The sequence below is a fragment of the Streptomyces sp. NPDC111656 genome (assembly GCF_055656965.1).
Map to the genome: position 1 here is coordinate 522,343 of NZ_JBVKCA010000006.1, position 14,126 is coordinate 536,468.

At 72.4% G+C, this 14,126-nt stretch carries 14 protein-coding genes; 8 read left to right on the forward strand and 6 right to left on the reverse strand.

The genetic code is table 11. The features are described from left to right. Positions 1-11: 11 nt before the first annotated feature. Positions 12-206, reverse strand: a complete 195-nt coding sequence (locus ACZ7M3_RS21385; RefSeq protein WP_235455802.1) for a hypothetical protein — start codon at positions 204-206, stop codon at positions 12-14. Between the two features lie 358 nt (positions 207-564). On the opposite strand from ACZ7M3_RS21385, the gene ACZ7M3_RS21390 reads away from it, so the two are divergent. From ACZ7M3_RS21390 to ACZ7M3_RS21410, 5 genes are all read left to right on the forward strand, one after another. Beyond that, positions 565-957 carry an ankyrin repeat domain-containing protein gene (locus tag ACZ7M3_RS21390; protein ID WP_472065155.1) on the forward strand — a complete coding sequence of 131 codons (393 nt, stop codon included), beginning with the start codon at positions 565-567 and terminating at the stop codon, positions 955-957. A 300-nt stretch (positions 958-1,257) separates the two neighbouring features. Continuing rightward, positions 1,258-2,676, forward strand: coding sequence for a HEAT repeat domain-containing protein (locus ACZ7M3_RS21395; protein WP_382177920.1), 1,419 nt, complete (start codon positions 1,258-1,260; stop codon positions 2,674-2,676). Positions 2,677-2,815: 139 nt separating this feature from the next. Continuing rightward, a complete protein-coding gene (locus ACZ7M3_RS21400) occupies positions 2,816-3,940 on the forward strand; it encodes a glycosyltransferase family 4 protein (RefSeq protein WP_351310687.1) in 1,125 nt (374 codons plus the stop codon). Beyond that, positions 3,937-5,091: a glycosyltransferase gene (locus ACZ7M3_RS21405; protein WP_351310689.1), complete on the forward strand. Its 1,155-nt coding sequence runs from the start codon at positions 3,937-3,939 to the stop codon at positions 5,089-5,091. Before ACZ7M3_RS21400 ends, ACZ7M3_RS21405 begins: the two co-directional genes overlap by 4 nt. Further along, positions 5,088-5,945 (forward strand): SGNH/GDSL hydrolase family protein, encoded by an 858-nt coding sequence (locus ACZ7M3_RS21410; protein WP_472065158.1) that lies wholly within the window; start codon positions 5,088-5,090, stop codon positions 5,943-5,945. The genes ACZ7M3_RS21405 and ACZ7M3_RS21410 overlap by 4 nt, the downstream gene beginning before the upstream one ends. A gap of 27 nt (positions 5,946-5,972) precedes the next feature. Here ACZ7M3_RS21410 and ACZ7M3_RS21415 read toward each other — a convergent pair whose 3' ends face one another. Genes ACZ7M3_RS21415 through ACZ7M3_RS21435 form a run of 5 tightly spaced genes read right to left on the reverse strand, consistent with a single transcriptional unit; the run spans position 5,973 to position 10,442 of the window. Then, the gene (locus ACZ7M3_RS21415; RefSeq protein WP_097226459.1) at positions 5,973-6,842 is read right to left on the reverse strand and encodes a 5-oxoprolinase subunit C family protein; all 870 of its coding nucleotides are present in this window, start codon (positions 6,840-6,842) and stop codon (positions 5,973-5,975) included. Next, the gene (locus tag ACZ7M3_RS21420) at positions 6,839-7,510 is read right to left on the reverse strand and encodes a 5-oxoprolinase subunit B family protein (protein WP_472065160.1); all 672 of its coding nucleotides are present in this window, start codon (positions 7,508-7,510) and stop codon (positions 6,839-6,841) included. The genes ACZ7M3_RS21415 and ACZ7M3_RS21420 overlap by 4 nt, the downstream gene beginning before the upstream one ends. Then, on the reverse strand, positions 7,507-8,265 hold the full coding sequence (locus ACZ7M3_RS21425; RefSeq protein ID WP_355616705.1) for a LamB/YcsF family protein: 759 nt from the start codon (positions 8,263-8,265) through the stop codon (positions 7,507-7,509). Before ACZ7M3_RS21425 ends, ACZ7M3_RS21420 begins: the two co-directional genes overlap by 4 nt. Positions 8,266-8,295: 30 nt before the next feature. Beyond that, positions 8,296-9,126 (reverse strand): putative hydro-lyase, encoded by an 831-nt coding sequence (locus ACZ7M3_RS21430; RefSeq protein WP_121416754.1) that lies wholly within the window; start codon positions 9,124-9,126, stop codon positions 8,296-8,298. Continuing rightward, positions 9,123-10,442, reverse strand: a complete 1,320-nt coding sequence (locus tag ACZ7M3_RS21435; protein ID WP_472065163.1) for an MFS transporter — start codon at positions 10,440-10,442, stop codon at positions 9,123-9,125. The genes ACZ7M3_RS21430 and ACZ7M3_RS21435 overlap by 4 nt, the downstream gene beginning before the upstream one ends. A 172-nt stretch (positions 10,443-10,614) precedes the next feature. On the opposite strand from ACZ7M3_RS21435, the gene ACZ7M3_RS21440 reads away from it, so the two are divergent. The 3 genes from ACZ7M3_RS21440 (at position 10,615) to ACZ7M3_RS21450 (ending at position 14,083) form a co-directional block, all read left to right on the forward strand. Continuing rightward, on the forward strand, positions 10,615-11,319 hold the full coding sequence (locus ACZ7M3_RS21440) for a GntR family transcriptional regulator (RefSeq protein WP_121416755.1): 705 nt from the start codon (positions 10,615-10,617) through the stop codon (positions 11,317-11,319). Between the two features lie 327 nt (positions 11,320-11,646). Then, positions 11,647-13,164 (forward strand): hypothetical protein, encoded by a 1,518-nt coding sequence (locus ACZ7M3_RS21445; protein ID WP_472065165.1) that lies wholly within the window; start codon positions 11,647-11,649, stop codon positions 13,162-13,164. Between the two features lie 37 nt (positions 13,165-13,201). Continuing rightward, positions 13,202-14,083 carry a hypothetical protein gene (locus tag ACZ7M3_RS21450; protein ID WP_472065167.1) on the forward strand — a complete coding sequence of 294 codons (882 nt, stop codon included), beginning with the start codon at positions 13,202-13,204 and terminating at the stop codon, positions 14,081-14,083. Positions 14,084-14,126: the final 43 nt, after the last annotated feature.

A 14,126-nucleotide genomic window follows, 5' to 3' on the forward strand; every position in this document is an offset into this window, starting at 1 on the left:
GGGCAGGGATGTCAGAACTTGATCCCGCCGAGGAGGCTCGCCAGGCTCTCCCCGCCCGCCTTGATGCTCGGCGCGATGGCCGTGCTGGCGAGGTAGAAGCCGAAGAGCGAGGACACACAGGCGTGCGACGCCTTGAGTCCGTCCTTGCGGAAGAAGAGGAAGACGATGATGCCGAGCAGGACGACGCCTGACATGGACAGAATCATTTGTGTTCTCCTGGTTCGTGGGGACAGTCACCATGAGTACTTCCAGGATCACAGGATGTATCCATACGATAAAAGGTGCAACTGAGTGAATTTCGGCCGATTTCATCCAGTCGGCGGAACCGTTCCGGGCCCCTGAGCGGGCCTGTCGCCCCCTGTCGGCTCTCGGGTGGCTTGTGGTGATCTTTACCTCGGTCGGCGCCGGTCGTGTGCCGCCGGAGCCAGTACGCTGGCGAATCACCCGTACGGCCGCACTCTTCGCTGTCGTACGGACCTGCGCATGACAGCCCACCGCTGTCGTACGCTCCCGCAGTCCCCCATGACGTAGCTGTCGTTGTCCTTGTGAGAGGTGGTCCGGCCGATGAGTGAAGCCCCCGACCCCGAAGTCGTGGAGCTGGCGACCAAGATCTTCGATCTGGCGCGCCGAGGGGAGACCGAGGCGCTCGTGGCGTACGTCGACGCGGGTGTTCCGGCCAACCTCACCAACGACCGCGGTGACTCGCTGGTGATGCTCGCCGCCTACCACGGCCACGCCGAGGCGGTGCGCGCCCTGTTGGAGCGCGGCGCCGAGGCCGACCGCATCAACGACCGCGGCCAGACCCCCCTCGCGGGGGCCGTCTTCAAGGGCGAGGCGGCGGTCATCCGCGTGCTTCTGGACGGCGGCGCCGACCCGGCCGCGGGCACCCCCTCGGCCGTCGACACCGCCCGGATGTTCGGCAAGACGGAACTACTCGAGTGGTTCGGCGCGCACTGATCCGTCCGCGCTGACCAGGTACAACACCGAAAACGGGGGAGGCGGTACGGGGCCGCCGGAAATACGGTCGCGGCAAGAAGAACTGCCGAGTCATCATGACGTCGTGATTCACGGACGCGATGGCTGGGCAGGTGTTGCCGCACCGCGCGGGCCGTGACGCGGCCCGTATGGGCCACCGACGAGAGGCAGAGGAAGATGGTCTACAGCAAGCAAGAAACGGCGGGCGCTCCGACGTGTTGTCACGCGGCCAGGTAATGCAGGATCCCGGTTGCGTCGACGCTTGATGTGAGGCTGTTTCCCATGTTCGATCCGGTCATAGCGCCCAGCGGTACGCTGCTCGGCCTGCTTCAGAGGGGCCGCGGCGACGGTACGCTGCACGCGCTCACCGCACCGCGAGCCGAAGCGCTCGCGGCACTGAACCACTGTGTGCTGCGCGATCCCCGCCACGACTGGCAGGTGGAGAACCGCTCCCTGTACTACGCCCGTCTCTACCTCGATCTGAGCGGTGAGCTCGACGAGATCGAGCGGCACCTCTTCGACGCCGAGGACGTCCTCGACGACTGCGAGTCACGCACGGGGCTCGCCCTCGCGGTCCTCGGCCACCTCGCCTCGTACGGCAGGCGGGACGCCCTGGAACTGCTGCGCAGGTACGCCGCCTCGGGCACCAACTGGGCCTGGGCCCTGGACGAGCTGGCCCTGCGCGACGACGACGCGGGACTGCGTGCCCTCGCCGTGCCCGTCCTCGCCCGCTTCCCGGCCGATCCGGAGGGCGAGGCCGCGCTCGTCGCCCAGGTGCGCGACGCCTTCGAGCCCCGGCCCTGGCGGCTGTGGGCGGACGACTCCCGCGAATCCATCGCCACGCGTGTGCGGGCCGCCCAGGAACAGGGCTCCTTCGACCGATGGCAACGGCAGTTGCGCCCCACCGGACCACGTCCGGGGTGGAGCGTGCGGGCCGTGTTCGAGTGGGCCCAGCAGGGCCTCGACCGCGGAGCCGCACTCCATGTGCCGGCCGCGCGCTGCCTCACGGCCGTCGCGGGCCCCGAGGACCGGCCCGAGATTCTCCAGGCCGCCCGGGACGGCGGCGACGGAGCCCGCTGTACCGCTCTGCGCTACCTCGCCGACAGCAACGATCCGGACGCTCTCGACCTGATCGAGGCCGCCGCGACCGGCGGCACGGCGACCGTCGGGGAGGCCGCCGTCGACGCGTTCGAACGTATGCGCAGTGTCGCCGCCGTCGAGCGGGCCCGACGCTGGGCCGAGCGGCCCGACGCCCTCGGCGCCGCCGCGGGACGGATGCTCGCCTGCCGGGGCGGCACCAAGGACAGCGAACTGGTGCTGGGCGCCCTGCGTGAGGCCGTACGGGGCGAGGGCCCCGACGCGCCCACACTCTGGACCCTCGTCGATGGAGCCGGACGCCTCGGCATCGTCTGCGCCGCCCCCGTCCTGCGTCATGTCTACCGGGAGACGGCGTCCTCCCATCTGCGCGGGCGAGCCGCCCGCGCCCTCGCCGCCACCGACCCCTCCTTCCCCGCCGGCTTCGCCGTCGAGTGCCTGTGGGACTGCGAGGAGTCGACCCGCGAGGTGGCCGCTCGACACGCCGAAACCGGTGACGCGCGCGTCGTCGATCAGTTGCGGCGGCTGGCGTCGGATCCGGCCGAGGAAGCGGAAGTGCAGACAGCCGTGCGCAGCCGGATCGGGCCCGACGCACCCGCAGTATGAACATGAAGTGACTCGCGGGTCAGGAGGGCGTGGCCGCGGGCTGACCTGGAAAAGCGTGCAGTACAACGCTCACGGGGCGTTCCCCGGTAGGAAAGATCGACGTTGACGCGGCCACGTCCAGCACGGCGACAACACGGGTATGCGTGTCGTCATCGTGACCGAATCCTTTCCCCCCGATGTGAACGGCGTGGCCCACTGCGCGCTCCAGACCGCCCGGCACCTCGTCGATCGCGGTCACGCTCCCCTCGTCGTCGCCCCGGCCACGGCGGCCGGGCACGGGCCCGACGCCCTCGCGCCGTGCCCCGTCGTCCGTGTCCCCTCCCTACCGCTCCCCGGCTACCCCCAGGTCCGCGTCGCTCTCCCCAGCCGACGCGTCGCCACCGCGATCACCGAACACCGCGCCGACATCGTCCACCTGGCCAGTCCCTTCATCCTCGGCGTCCGCGGCATGGCGGCCGCCGCCCGGCTCGGCGTCCCCGCCGTCGCCGTCTACCAGACCGACCTCGCCGGTTACGCCCGTACGTACGTGGGCGCGGGCGAAGCCACCGCCTGGCGGCGCATACGCTCCGTCCACGCCGCCGCCGACCGGACGCTCGCCCCGTCCAGCGCGGCCCTGCACGACCTGGAGGCACACGGTGTGCCCCGGGTGCGGCTGTGGCCGCGCGGTGTGGACACCGTCCGCTTCCGCCCCGAGCACCGGGACGAGGCCCTCAGGCGCGAACTGGCGCCGAACGGTGAGCTCATCGTCGGCTACGTCGGCCGGCTCGCCCCCGAGAAACAGGTCGAACTGCTCGCCGGAGCCTGCGGCCTGGAAGGCGTACGCGTCGTGATCGTGGGCGACGGGCCCAGCGAGACGAGCCTGCGCGAGGCGCTGCCCGGCGCCGTCTTCCTCGGGCGTCGCACCGGCGACGAACTCGCCCGGATCTTCGCCTCCCTGGACGTCTTCGCGCACACCGGCCCCTTCGAGACCTTCTGCCAGACCGTCCAGGAGGCCATGGCCAGCGGCGTACCGGTCGTCGCACCCGCTGCGGGCGGACCCCTGGACCTGGTCGCACACGGCCGTACGGGGCTGCTGGTGCCGCCCCGCGACGAGGCCGCCGTGCGCGACGCGGTGGCGGCGCTCGCCGCCGATCCGGCGCTGCGAGCGGCCTACGGCGCCGCCGGGCGGGCCACCGTCGAGGGCCGCACCTGGGCGGCCGTCGGCGACCAGCTCATCGACCACTACGCCGATGTGCTCTCCGCGCGGACGGTGGTGGCGGCATGAGCCTGCGCATCGTACGGCTGGCCAACTTCGTCGCCCCCGCGTCGGGCGGTCTGCGCACCGCCCTGCGGGAGCTCGGCAGCGGCTACCTCGCCGCCGGACACGAGCCCGTGCTCATCGTCCCCGGCGAGCGTGCCACCGACCGCCAGACCGAGCAGGGGCGGGTCATCACGCTGCCCGGTCCGCTGCTGCCCGGAACCGGCGGCTATCGCGTCCTCACGGACAAGCGGCGGGTCGCCCGCGTCCTGGAGTCGCTCGCGCCCGACCGCCTCGAGGTCTCCGACCGGACCACCCTGCGCTGGACCGGGGTCTGGGCGCGGCGCGCCCGGGTGCCCGCGGTCATGGTCTCCCACGAGACCGCCGACGGCGTGCTGCGGACCTGGGGGCTCTCCGAGGGAATGGCCCGCAAGGCCGCCGACGCCCTCAACATCCGTACGGCGCACACCTACGCGCGGGTCGTGTGCACCACGGAGTTCGCGGAGCGCGAGTTCGTCCGCATCGGGGCCCGCAATGTCGTACGGGCCCCGCTGGGCGTCGACCTGGTCGGCCGGCACCCCGGGCTGCGCGATCGCGAGGTGCGCGAGCGGTACGCGCGCGCGGACCAGGTGCTGCTCGTGATGTGCTCCCGGCTGTCCGTGGAGAAGAGGCCCGGTACGGCGCTCGACGCGCTGGAGGCGCTGCTGCGGCGCGGCGAGCGTGCCGTGCTCGTCGTCGCCGGGGACGGGCCGCTGCGGGCCCGGCTCGAACAGCGGGCCCGGGAGCGGCGGCTGCCCGTCACCTTCCTCGGGCATGTCGCCGACCGCGCGCTGCTCGGCGCGTTGCAGGCCTCCGCCGACGTGTGCATGGCTCCGGGGCCCGCCGAGACGTTCGGGCTGGCCGCCCTGGAGGCGATGGCCTGCGGTACGCCCGTGGTGGCCAGCGCGGTGTCGGCGCTGCCGGAGGTGGTCGGGTCCGCCGGAGCCACCGCCGCGGACAGCGGGGACTCCTTCGCGGACGCGGTACGCCTGCTGCTGGGGCGTCCCGAGGCCGCGCGCAGGGAAGCCGCACGCGCGCGTGCGGAGTGTTTCGGCTGGGGCACCGCGGTGGAGGCGTTCCTCGCCGCGCACGACGCGGTGGTCGAGTCCCGGCCCCGCCTCCAGGAGGGCGTCGGATGAGACCCCTTCGGTTCGTCGCCCTCGGTGACTCGTTGACCGAGGGCGTGGGCGACCCCGTCGGCGAGGCGTGGCGGGGCTGGGCCGCGCTGCTCGTCGACGGGCTGTCCGACGGCCCGGACACGTCCGTGGAGTTCACCAACCTCGCGGTGAGCGGGGCCCAGACGCGCGACGTCCTGGAACAGCAGACCCCGGCGGCGCTGGCCCTGGGTCCGGACGTGGTGTCCGTCGTGATCGGTGTGAACGACACCCTTCGCTGCACCTTCGACATCCACGCCGTGGCCGCGCGGCTCGACCAGGTGTACGCGGCGTTCCGGGCCCAGGGCACCGTCCTGCTGACCGCCTGCCTGCCGGATCCCGGCGCGATGCTCGGGCTGCCAGGCGTGCTGGCCAGGCCCCTGGCCCGGCGGCAGCGGGCCGTCAACACGGTCGTGCACGCCCTGTCCGAGCGCCATGGAGCCGTGCATCTGCACGCGGCGGAGGGTGTCTGGCTCACGGACCGCGCGATGTGGAGCGCGGACCGGCTGCACCCGGGGGAGCGGGGGCACCGGCAACTCGCCCTGCGTTTCCACGCGCTGCTCGAACAGGAGGGCATCGCCACCGGCGACACCCCCTCCGCCGAGCCGGAGTTTCCCGCGCCCACACGGTCGGCCAGTCTGTGGTGGCTGGCCACCGCGGGGACGGGGTGGGTGGCCCGGCGGTGCACCGATCTGCTGCCGCAACTGCTCACCCTGGCCGCCGCCGAGGTGCGCCACCGGGCGCGCGGCACCAGCGCCCGGCTCGACCTCAGTGCCTCGCACGCCGTGGCGTCCGCGCTGGCCGCCCTGTCGGTGGCGGAACAGCCGGACGCGGCATGACGGTTCGAGGCGGTGGGCCGACGCCCGTCAGCGGCGGCGCACGACCATGAAGCGCACCGGCGTGCCCGGGACCGCCTGAGCGGCCGCGGGGAGGTCGGCCCCACGGACCACCGCGATCACCGGGTACCCCCCGGTGGTCGGATGGTCGGCGAGGAAGACGACCGGTCTGCCGTCGGGCGGCACCTGCACGGCGCCCAGCACCATGCCCTCACTGGGGAGTTCACCGGAAACGGCCCTCTCCAGTGAGGGCCCTTCCGTACGCAGCCCTATGCGGTTGCTCGCGGAGGACACCCGGTAGGTGCCCGTCGCCAGGGTCCGCAGGGCCGAGGCCGTGAACCAGTCGTCGCGCGGGCCCGGAGTCACCCGCAGGACCAGCTCCGAGGGCGGCCCCGGATGCGGAACCACGTCCACACGCGTGTGCACGCCGTCGGGGCGCCCCAGAGGCAGCACCGTGCCGTCCGTCAGCGGCGGCGGACCGAGCCCCGAGAGGAGGTCCGTGGAGCGGCTGCCGAGGACCGGATCCACGGCCACTCCGCCGGCGACGGCCACATAACTGCGTACCCCCGCGCGGGCCGGGCCGATGTCCAGCAGCGCTCCGGCGGGGACGCGCACGGGCGCTCCCCAGGGCGCCGGACGGCCGCCCACCGTGACCGGGCAGGGCGCGCCCGTGACGGCCACGGTGACCGCCGAACGCGGACGCAGGGCGCATCCGTTGAGCGTCGTCTCCAGTACGGCCGCCTCGACGGGGTTGCCGACGAGCCGGTTGGCCAGCGCCGCGGCGGGCGCGTCCAGCGCGCCGGAGCGGGGCACGCCGAGGTGGGCGTGGCCGGGGCGGCCCCGGTCCTGGACGGTGGTCAGGGCCCCGGCGCGCACGACGGCGAGGGCCCGGTCGGTCATGAGCACCCCACCGGTACGAACCGGACGCGCGTCCCGGGGACGAGCAGCGCGGCCGGCACGCGCGCGTGGTCCCACAGCACCGCGTCCGTCGTGCCGATCAGCTGCCAGCCGCCAGGGGAGGAGCGTGGGTAGACGCCCGTGTACGGGCCCGCGAGCGCCACGGAACCCGCCGGAACCGCCGTCCGCGGAGTCGCCCGGCGCGGCACGTCGTACCGGGCGGGCAGCCCCGTGAGATAGCCGAAGCCGGGCGCGAACCCGCAGAAGGCGACTCGCAACTCGGCCGCCGCGTGGATCGCGGGCACCTCGTGCTCGGGCACTCCCCACAGAGCCGCGACATCCGCCAGGTCGGGACCGTCGTACCGTACGGGGATCTCGATCGCCTCCTCCGCGCGCGCGGCGTGCGGAGGGATCTCCCACCCGGGGAGCTGCTCCGCCAGCCGCCGGGGGTCCTCCAGACCGTCCAGGAGGACCGTTCGGGCGGCGGGCACGATCTCCGCGGCCGAGAGCGAGCCCTCGGCGCGGCGGCGCAGCAGTTCGGCGTGCAGGGCCTGGGCCGCCGCGACCGAGGAGACCTCGACGAGCAGGGCGTGGTCACCGACCGGCAGCGCCCTCGTGCCGCCGGTCGCCGGAGACGTCTGCGTGTCGTGGGCGGCCGGAACAGCCTTCATACGAAGGCCTTCACGTGGACGCCCGAGGACTCCAGACGCGCGCGGACCCGATGTGCCAGGTCCACCGCGCCCGGGGTGTCGCCGTGCAGGCACAACGAGCGGGCGCGGACCGGGATGCGCGCCCCGGAGTGCGACGTGACCATGCCGAAGCGGGCCAGGCCCAGCGAGCGTTCGACGACCGCCTCGGGGTCCGTGATCACCGCGTCGGCCTGGGTACGGGGCACCAGGGTGCCCTGCTCGGTGTAGGCGCGGTCCGCGAACGCCTCCGTGGCGGTGGGCAGTCCGGCCTGCTCGGCCAGCTTCAGGAACCGGGAGGACGGGAGACCGAGGACGGGCAGCGCGGCGTCCGCGAGCAGCACGCCCTCGACGACCGCCGCCGCCTGCTCCTCGTCGTGCACGACGCGGTTGTAGAGCGCGCCGTGCGGTTTCACGTACGACACGCACGCCCCGGCCGCGCGTGCGAAGACCTCCAAGGCACCGATCTGGTAGGCCACTTCGGCCGCCAGCTCGTCGGGCGGCACGTCCATCGCGCGCCGCCCGAAGCCCGCCAGGTCGCGGTAGGAGACCTGGGCGCCGATCCGTACACCCCGCTCGGCCGCCAGCTCGCACACCCGCCGCATGGTGGCCGCGTCCCCGGCGTGGAAGCCGCAGGCCACATTGGCGCTGGTCACGACGGACAGCAGTTGTTCGTCGTCGGTCAGCCGCCAGCGGCCGAAGCCCTCGCCGAGGTCGGCGTTGAGGTCGATCGGGGTCATGAGGTGCGGTCTCTCCTTCGTAGGTCGTTCTCAGGCCACGCGGTACTGCTCGTCGCGGGCGTCGGTGAGGAACATCTGGCCCGGTGCGTGGGTGATGGCGAAGGGCGGGCGGGACGCCATCACGGCCGCCTGGGGCGTCACCCCGCAGGCCCAGAACACCGGGATGTCGTCCGGCTCGGCGTCCACCGCGTCCCCGAAGTCGGGGCGCGAGAGATCCTCGATGCCCAGCCCCGAAGGCTCGCCGCAGTGCACCGGGCTGCCGTGCACGGCGGGCAGCAGGCTGCTCTCCCTGATCGCCGCGGCCACATGCTCGGGAGGGACCGGGCGCATCGACACCACCATCGGTCCGTGCAGCCGCCCGGCGGGGCGGCTCTCGCGTTCCGTCACGTACATGGAGACATTGCGGCCCTGCTCGATGTGACGCATCGGGACGCCCGCCTCGGTCAGCGCCCACTCGAAGGTGAAGCTGCATCCGATGATGAACGACACCAGGTCGTCGCGCCAGCGGTCGATCACGTCCGTGGGCTCGTCGACCAACTCGCCGTGCTCCCAGACCCGGTAGCGCGGGAGGTCGGTGCGCAGATCCGCGTCCTGGGCGAGCGGGGTGGTCCAGGAGCCGGCGTCCGTGACGTCGAGGACCGGGCAGGACTTCGGGTTGCGCGTGCAGAACAGCAGCATGTCGTACGCCCAGTCGGCGGGCACCGAGATCAGGTTCGCCTGGGTGTGGCCGGTGGCGACTCCGGCAGTGGGGCCGGACACGCCCGAACGGAACCGGGCGCGCGCCTCCTTGGGGGTCCACCGGTGCGCGTGGCCGTCGATGTGGAGGAGGCTCGAAGGGCGTTCCTGGAGGGTGTGCTTCACAGCAGTTCCTTCCCACGCGTCTCGGGGAGTCCGATCAGTGCCAGGGCGGCGAGGGCGTAGCCGATCGCGCCGAAGACCAGAGCGCCGCCCACACCCCAGCTGTCGGCCAGGAAGCCGACGGTGGTGGGGAAGGCGGCCCCCACGGCGCGCCCGGTGTTGTACGTGAAGCCCTGCCCCGTGCCGCGCACCGCCGACGGGTACAGCTCGCTGAGGAAGGAGCCGAACCCGCTGAAGATCGCCGACATGCAGAAGCCGAGCGGGAAACCGAGCACAAGGAGAAGCGTGTTGGCGCCGCTCGGGATGTTGGCGTAGGTGAGGATGCAGGCCGCGGAGAGGATCGCGAAGAGCAGGATGTTCCGTTTGCGGCCCAGCTTGTCGGTGAGATAGCCGCCGGTGAGGTAGCCGATGAAAGCCCCGGAGATCAGGAACGTGAGGTAGCTGCCGGTGCCGACGACGGACAGACCGCGCTCCGTCTTCAGGTACGTGGGCACCCAGGTGGCCAGCGTGTAGTAGCCGCCCTGGACGCCGGTGGAGAGCAGGACCGCGAAGAAGGTGGTGCGCAGCAGGCCGGGGCCGTCGGCCGAGGCGGGCTTGAAGATCGCGGCGAACGAGCCCTTCTCGGCGCTCTTCTCGCGCACGGCGGCCGCCTCCGGGGCGTCCTGTACCCGGCGCCGCACCCACACGACGAGCAGTGCGGGCAGCGCGCCGGTCCAGAACATCACGCGCCAGGCGAGGTCGTCGCCCAGGAACTGGAAGACCAGGGTGTAGATGATCACCGCAAGCCCCCAGCCGACGGCCCAGGAGCTCTGGATCGCGCCGAGCGTGCGCCCCCGGTGCCGGGCGCTCGAGTACTCGGCGACGAGGATCGCGCCGACCGCCCACTCACCGCCGAAACCGAGGCCCTGAAGGGCACGGAAGACCAGCAGCGTCTCGTAGTTGGGCGCGAATCCACAGGCCACCGTGAACACCGCGTACGTGATCACGGTGATCATCAGTGCCTTGACACGTCCGATCCGGTCCGCGACCACACCCGCGATCGCGCCGCCGACCGCCGAGACGACCAGCGTGACGGTGGTGAACAGGCCGGTCTGGCCGCTGTCCAGGCCGAAGTACGCCGCCAGCGCGACCATGCTCAGCGGCAGCGTGAAGTAGTCGTACGAGTCCAGGGCATAGCCGCCGAACGCGCCGGCGAACGCCCTGCGGCCCTGCGGACCGAGGGCGCCCAGCCAGGCCAACGCGCCGTCGTCCGAGGTGAGTTCACCCGCTTCGGGGTGTGCGCCGGTGGTCAGGGCCTGTGGTGGAGGGGTCGTGCTCATGGGCACCTCGCAGTGGGAGGACGGAGGGTGCTTGAGGACTGAGCCGTGCCGTGCGGAAGTCGTCGGCGCTCGGGTGAGCGGGTGGCGCCGTGTGTAGCAAGGTAGAGGATCGTTGAACGATCCCTCAATACCCGTGTTGTTTCGTTCTCATTTCTGCGATTGAATTCCGGGCATGGCAGAGCTGACGGGACTGGCCGACGATCGCGCCCTGCTGGGCCGCACCAGCACCGCCGAGCGGGTCTCGGACATCCTCAGGAGCCGCATCGCCGAGGGGTACTTCCCGCCCGGGACACGACTGTCCGAGGACAGCATCGGCGGGGCGCTCGGCGTCTCCCGCAACACACTGCGCGAGGCGTTCCGGCTGCTCACGCACGAACGACTCCTGGTGCACGAGCTCAACCGCGGGGTCTTCGTACGGGTGCTGACCGTCGAGGACGTCGAGGACATCTACCGCACCCGCACCCTCGTCGAGTGCGCCGTGGTCCGTGGCCTCGGTGAGCCGCCGTACGCCGTGGACGACCTCGCCCAGGCCGTCGCCGACGGGCAGCGGGCGGCGCGCGAAGGTGACTGGAAAGGCGTCGGTACGGCCAACATCCACTTCCACCGGGAACTGGTGGCGCTCGCCGGGAGCGACCGCACCGACGAACTGATGCGCAGCGTCTTCGCCGAACTGCGCCTCGCCTTCCACGTGGTGGCCGACCCGCGGCGACTTCACGAGCCGTACCTCGCGCGCAACCATGAGATCCTCAAGACGCTCCGGGCGGGCGACCGTGACGGGGCCGAGCAACTGCTCGCGGTCTATCTCGACGACTCGCTCACAGGGGTCGTGGAGGCCTATGCGCGGAGGGTCGCCGACGGGGCGCAGGGGATCGGCTGAGGCGGGTCGTGGTTCTCGGGGACGGCCGCGGTGGCGGTTCGCTCCGCTGCACTCGCCGCTGCCCTCGCGGGACGGCGACCGCGAGGCGCTGTGTGGAGCCGGTGTGACGTGCTGCGCGGAGCCGGTGTGAGGCGCTGTGTGGAGCCGGTGTGACGTGCTGCGCGGAGCCGGTGTGAGGCGCTGTGTGGAGCCGGTGTGACGTGCTGCGCGGAGCCGGCGTGAGGCGCTGTGTGGAGCCCGTGTGACGTGCTGCGTGGAGCCGGTGTGACGGCGGTCGCTTCTGCGTCGTTTCGACCGTTGTCAGACCGAGGACCTAGTCTGTGCACCGTGACTTCGCCTGCATCGACGGACAGCGTTCCGCCCCAGCTCAGCGCGGGGCCGCGCCCCGCTCCGGGCCCGGCCGCCGACGAGGGCCTGGCGCGGCGGCTGCGCGCGCTCGCATGCACCGCGCCGCTGCACGACCTCGATGTACGCAAGGCGAATCTCGCGGGCGAGTACACGGTGTACGGGATGGCCGAGGTGGCCCTCGCCGCCATCGACCTCGTCACACTGAACATGGACTTCGACACGGGCGCCGACCACGACCAGATAGTGGCCCGGCTCATCCCGCGCATCGCCGCGCAGGCCCCGCAGCGCCCCGTCGCCGAGCACGAGCGCGTGGCCAGGTGGGTCCTGGAGAACCTGATCAACGTCGGCAGCGTCGACCGCGGCTTCCGGGCCGTATACGGCACCTTCGCCCCCGACGGTTCCTATGTGCGCCGCGACTACGACTTCAAGCTGATCGAGGAGGTGCCCGGGTACGGGGGGACCGTCTACCTCCGTACGACGGACGAGGCGGTCAACGTTCTCGTCGGCGCCCTCGACACCGACGTCACCAGCGCGCAGATCGCCGCCGAGGTCAAGCTCGAGGTGCTGATCAGCCGCGGCCGCCTCGCCGACGCCCAGCTCGCCGCCGAGCAGGCCCGGTACCGGACCGTGCAGTACTCGGAGACGCTCCGCAGGGCGCTCGACGCGACCCGGCGCAATGTGCGGGCCGTCGACTGGCTCCAGGCCGTGCCCGACATGATCGCCGAGGCGCTCGACCACGTCGCCGACCGCTACCGCCACGAGAACGCGATCCTCACCAACATCCGCAAGGCCCGCGACGAGTCGGAGGACCCCGAGCAGAAGCGCCGCGCCGCCGAGCTCGTCGACATCGTCAAGGACTGCATCCGCCGGCACACGCAGTTGCAGTCCCGGCTCCTGGAGGCCGGGCCCCTGTTCCGCGCCGAGCAGGACCGGCAGGCCTTCGCCACACCCATGACGACCTCGGGGATCGACCTCTACGGCCACCTCGTCGCGCCCGTCCTGCCGCTGCCCGTCGCACAGGCTCGGCGCGTGACGGACGCGTTCTTCGCGCGCGGGACGGGGCTGCGCACGCCGGTGGCCGTACGGGTGGGGGATCTTGTCGAGCTCCTGCTGACACCGCCCCTGGAGCGGGAGCACCTCGGCGCGGAGATGCCCGAGCCGGACCTGATCGCCACGCCGGACGACAGTCGGTTCAGTGAGGAGCAGCTCGCCGCCGCGATGGAGCTGCTGGATCTGCCGGCGGACGCGCCGCGACGACTGTCCGGGCTGCTGGCCGAAGCGCGCCGTCGGGATCCCGAACTGCCCTACCTCGTCGCCCTGTTGGCCGTTCACGCGGCCAGTCCGCCGGTGGGCACCGCGTATCGGCAGGGTGAGGAGAAGTTGTTGTTCGCCGTGGATGACGGGGTCGAGCTCGATGATCCCGAGTTCGGCGGGGCCGATCTGATAGTGGGGATGGCTTTGCTGGACGCGGCGGGGATGGCGGCGGATCGGTCGTGAATCCCAGCCTCGTAACTCTGTACAAGGAGCCTCTGTCGTGACCGAGCAGCACGTCGAGTGGAGTGAGCCGGATGCCGTCGCCGCGCCGGCGAACGCTCCCGTCACACCCGCCGACGCCGCCGACGCGGCGCGGCTCGTCGCCTTCGGGCTCCAGCCCAAACTGCAGCCCGCGCGGGACCAGGAGTACGCGGAGCTGTTGCGGCGGTACCGCGAGGACCCGGCGTTCGCCCGGCTCGCCGACGCCGTGGCGGCCGGGCTCGGGCTGGTCGTGCTGGAGGTGTCCCCGCGCGCGGGGATGGCCGTGACGGCCGCCGAGGACTCGGTGTTCGCCGTCCGGATGGGCGACTACGCCCGCCGTACCTCGGCCGACTCCGCGGACCGCTTCCTGCACGGCCTCGCCCACCTCGCCGTCGCCGCGATGGCCTTCCCACGCCCCGAGGACCTCGCGGACGACGGGTACATCGGGCGGGTCTCGGTCAACGGCGTCGACGCGTTCGTACGACAGGCCTGCCGCCGTCTGGAGGAGCGGGCCGATGAGCAGGGCGAGAACACCGATCCGGCGACCGAGGCGCCCGGCCTGGAGGCGGCCTGGCGGATCTGGGCACGGCGCAGCTCCACCGGGGCCACCAAGGACGCGCGAAGACTGTCCGGTTCGACCACCGGCATCATCGGCAAGGCCGTCGCCTTCCTCACCGACTCCGGCTTCCTCCAGCGGACCGGGGACGACTCCGGGGGGACGTACCGGACGACGGCCCGCTATCAGCTCCAGGTGCGGGACTTGGCGGGCAGCGCCGCGATGGCCGAGCTCCTCGAGCTGGGCGTCGTCCCGGTGACCGACGGCACCCCGACGCTGCTGCCCGCCGATCACACCGACGACCTGGAGCTGGTGGCCGACGCAGGCCTGCCGTTCCACTCCTGAACCCATCCTCCGTTACGTATCTCCCCTACGCATCCGAAGACTT

Bases quoted from the DNA above. Each gene is read 5' to 3' on its own strand.
- ACZ7M3_RS21385 (WP_235455802.1), bottom strand. From the start codon at position 206: ATGATTCTGTCCATGTCAGGCGTCGTCCTGCTCGGCATCATCGTCTTC.
- ACZ7M3_RS21390 (WP_472065155.1), top strand. From the start codon at position 565: ATGAGTGAAGCCCCCGACCCCGAAGTCGTGGAGCTGGCGACCAAGATC.
- ACZ7M3_RS21395 (WP_382177920.1), top strand. From the start codon at position 1,258: ATGTTCGATCCGGTCATAGCGCCCAGCGGTACGCTGCTCGGCCTGCTT.
- ACZ7M3_RS21400 (WP_351310687.1), top strand. From the start codon at position 2,816: ATGCGTGTCGTCATCGTGACCGAATCCTTTCCCCCCGATGTGAACGGC.
- ACZ7M3_RS21405 (WP_351310689.1), top strand. From the start codon at position 3,937: ATGAGCCTGCGCATCGTACGGCTGGCCAACTTCGTCGCCCCCGCGTCG.
- ACZ7M3_RS21410 (WP_472065158.1), top strand. From the start codon at position 5,088: ATGAGACCCCTTCGGTTCGTCGCCCTCGGTGACTCGTTGACCGAGGGC.
- ACZ7M3_RS21415 (WP_097226459.1), bottom strand. From the start codon at position 6,842: ATGACCGACCGGGCCCTCGCCGTCGTGCGCGCCGGGGCCCTGACCACC.
- ACZ7M3_RS21420 (WP_472065160.1), bottom strand. From the start codon at position 7,510: ATGAAGGCTGTTCCGGCCGCCCACGACACGCAGACGTCTCCGGCGACC.
- ACZ7M3_RS21425 (WP_355616705.1), bottom strand. From the start codon at position 8,265: ATGACCCCGATCGACCTCAACGCCGACCTCGGCGAGGGCTTCGGCCGC.
- ACZ7M3_RS21435 (WP_472065163.1), bottom strand. From the start codon at position 10,442: ATGAGCACGACCCCTCCACCACAGGCCCTGACCACCGGCGCACACCCC.
- ACZ7M3_RS21440 (WP_121416755.1), top strand. From the start codon at position 10,615: ATGGCAGAGCTGACGGGACTGGCCGACGATCGCGCCCTGCTGGGCCGC.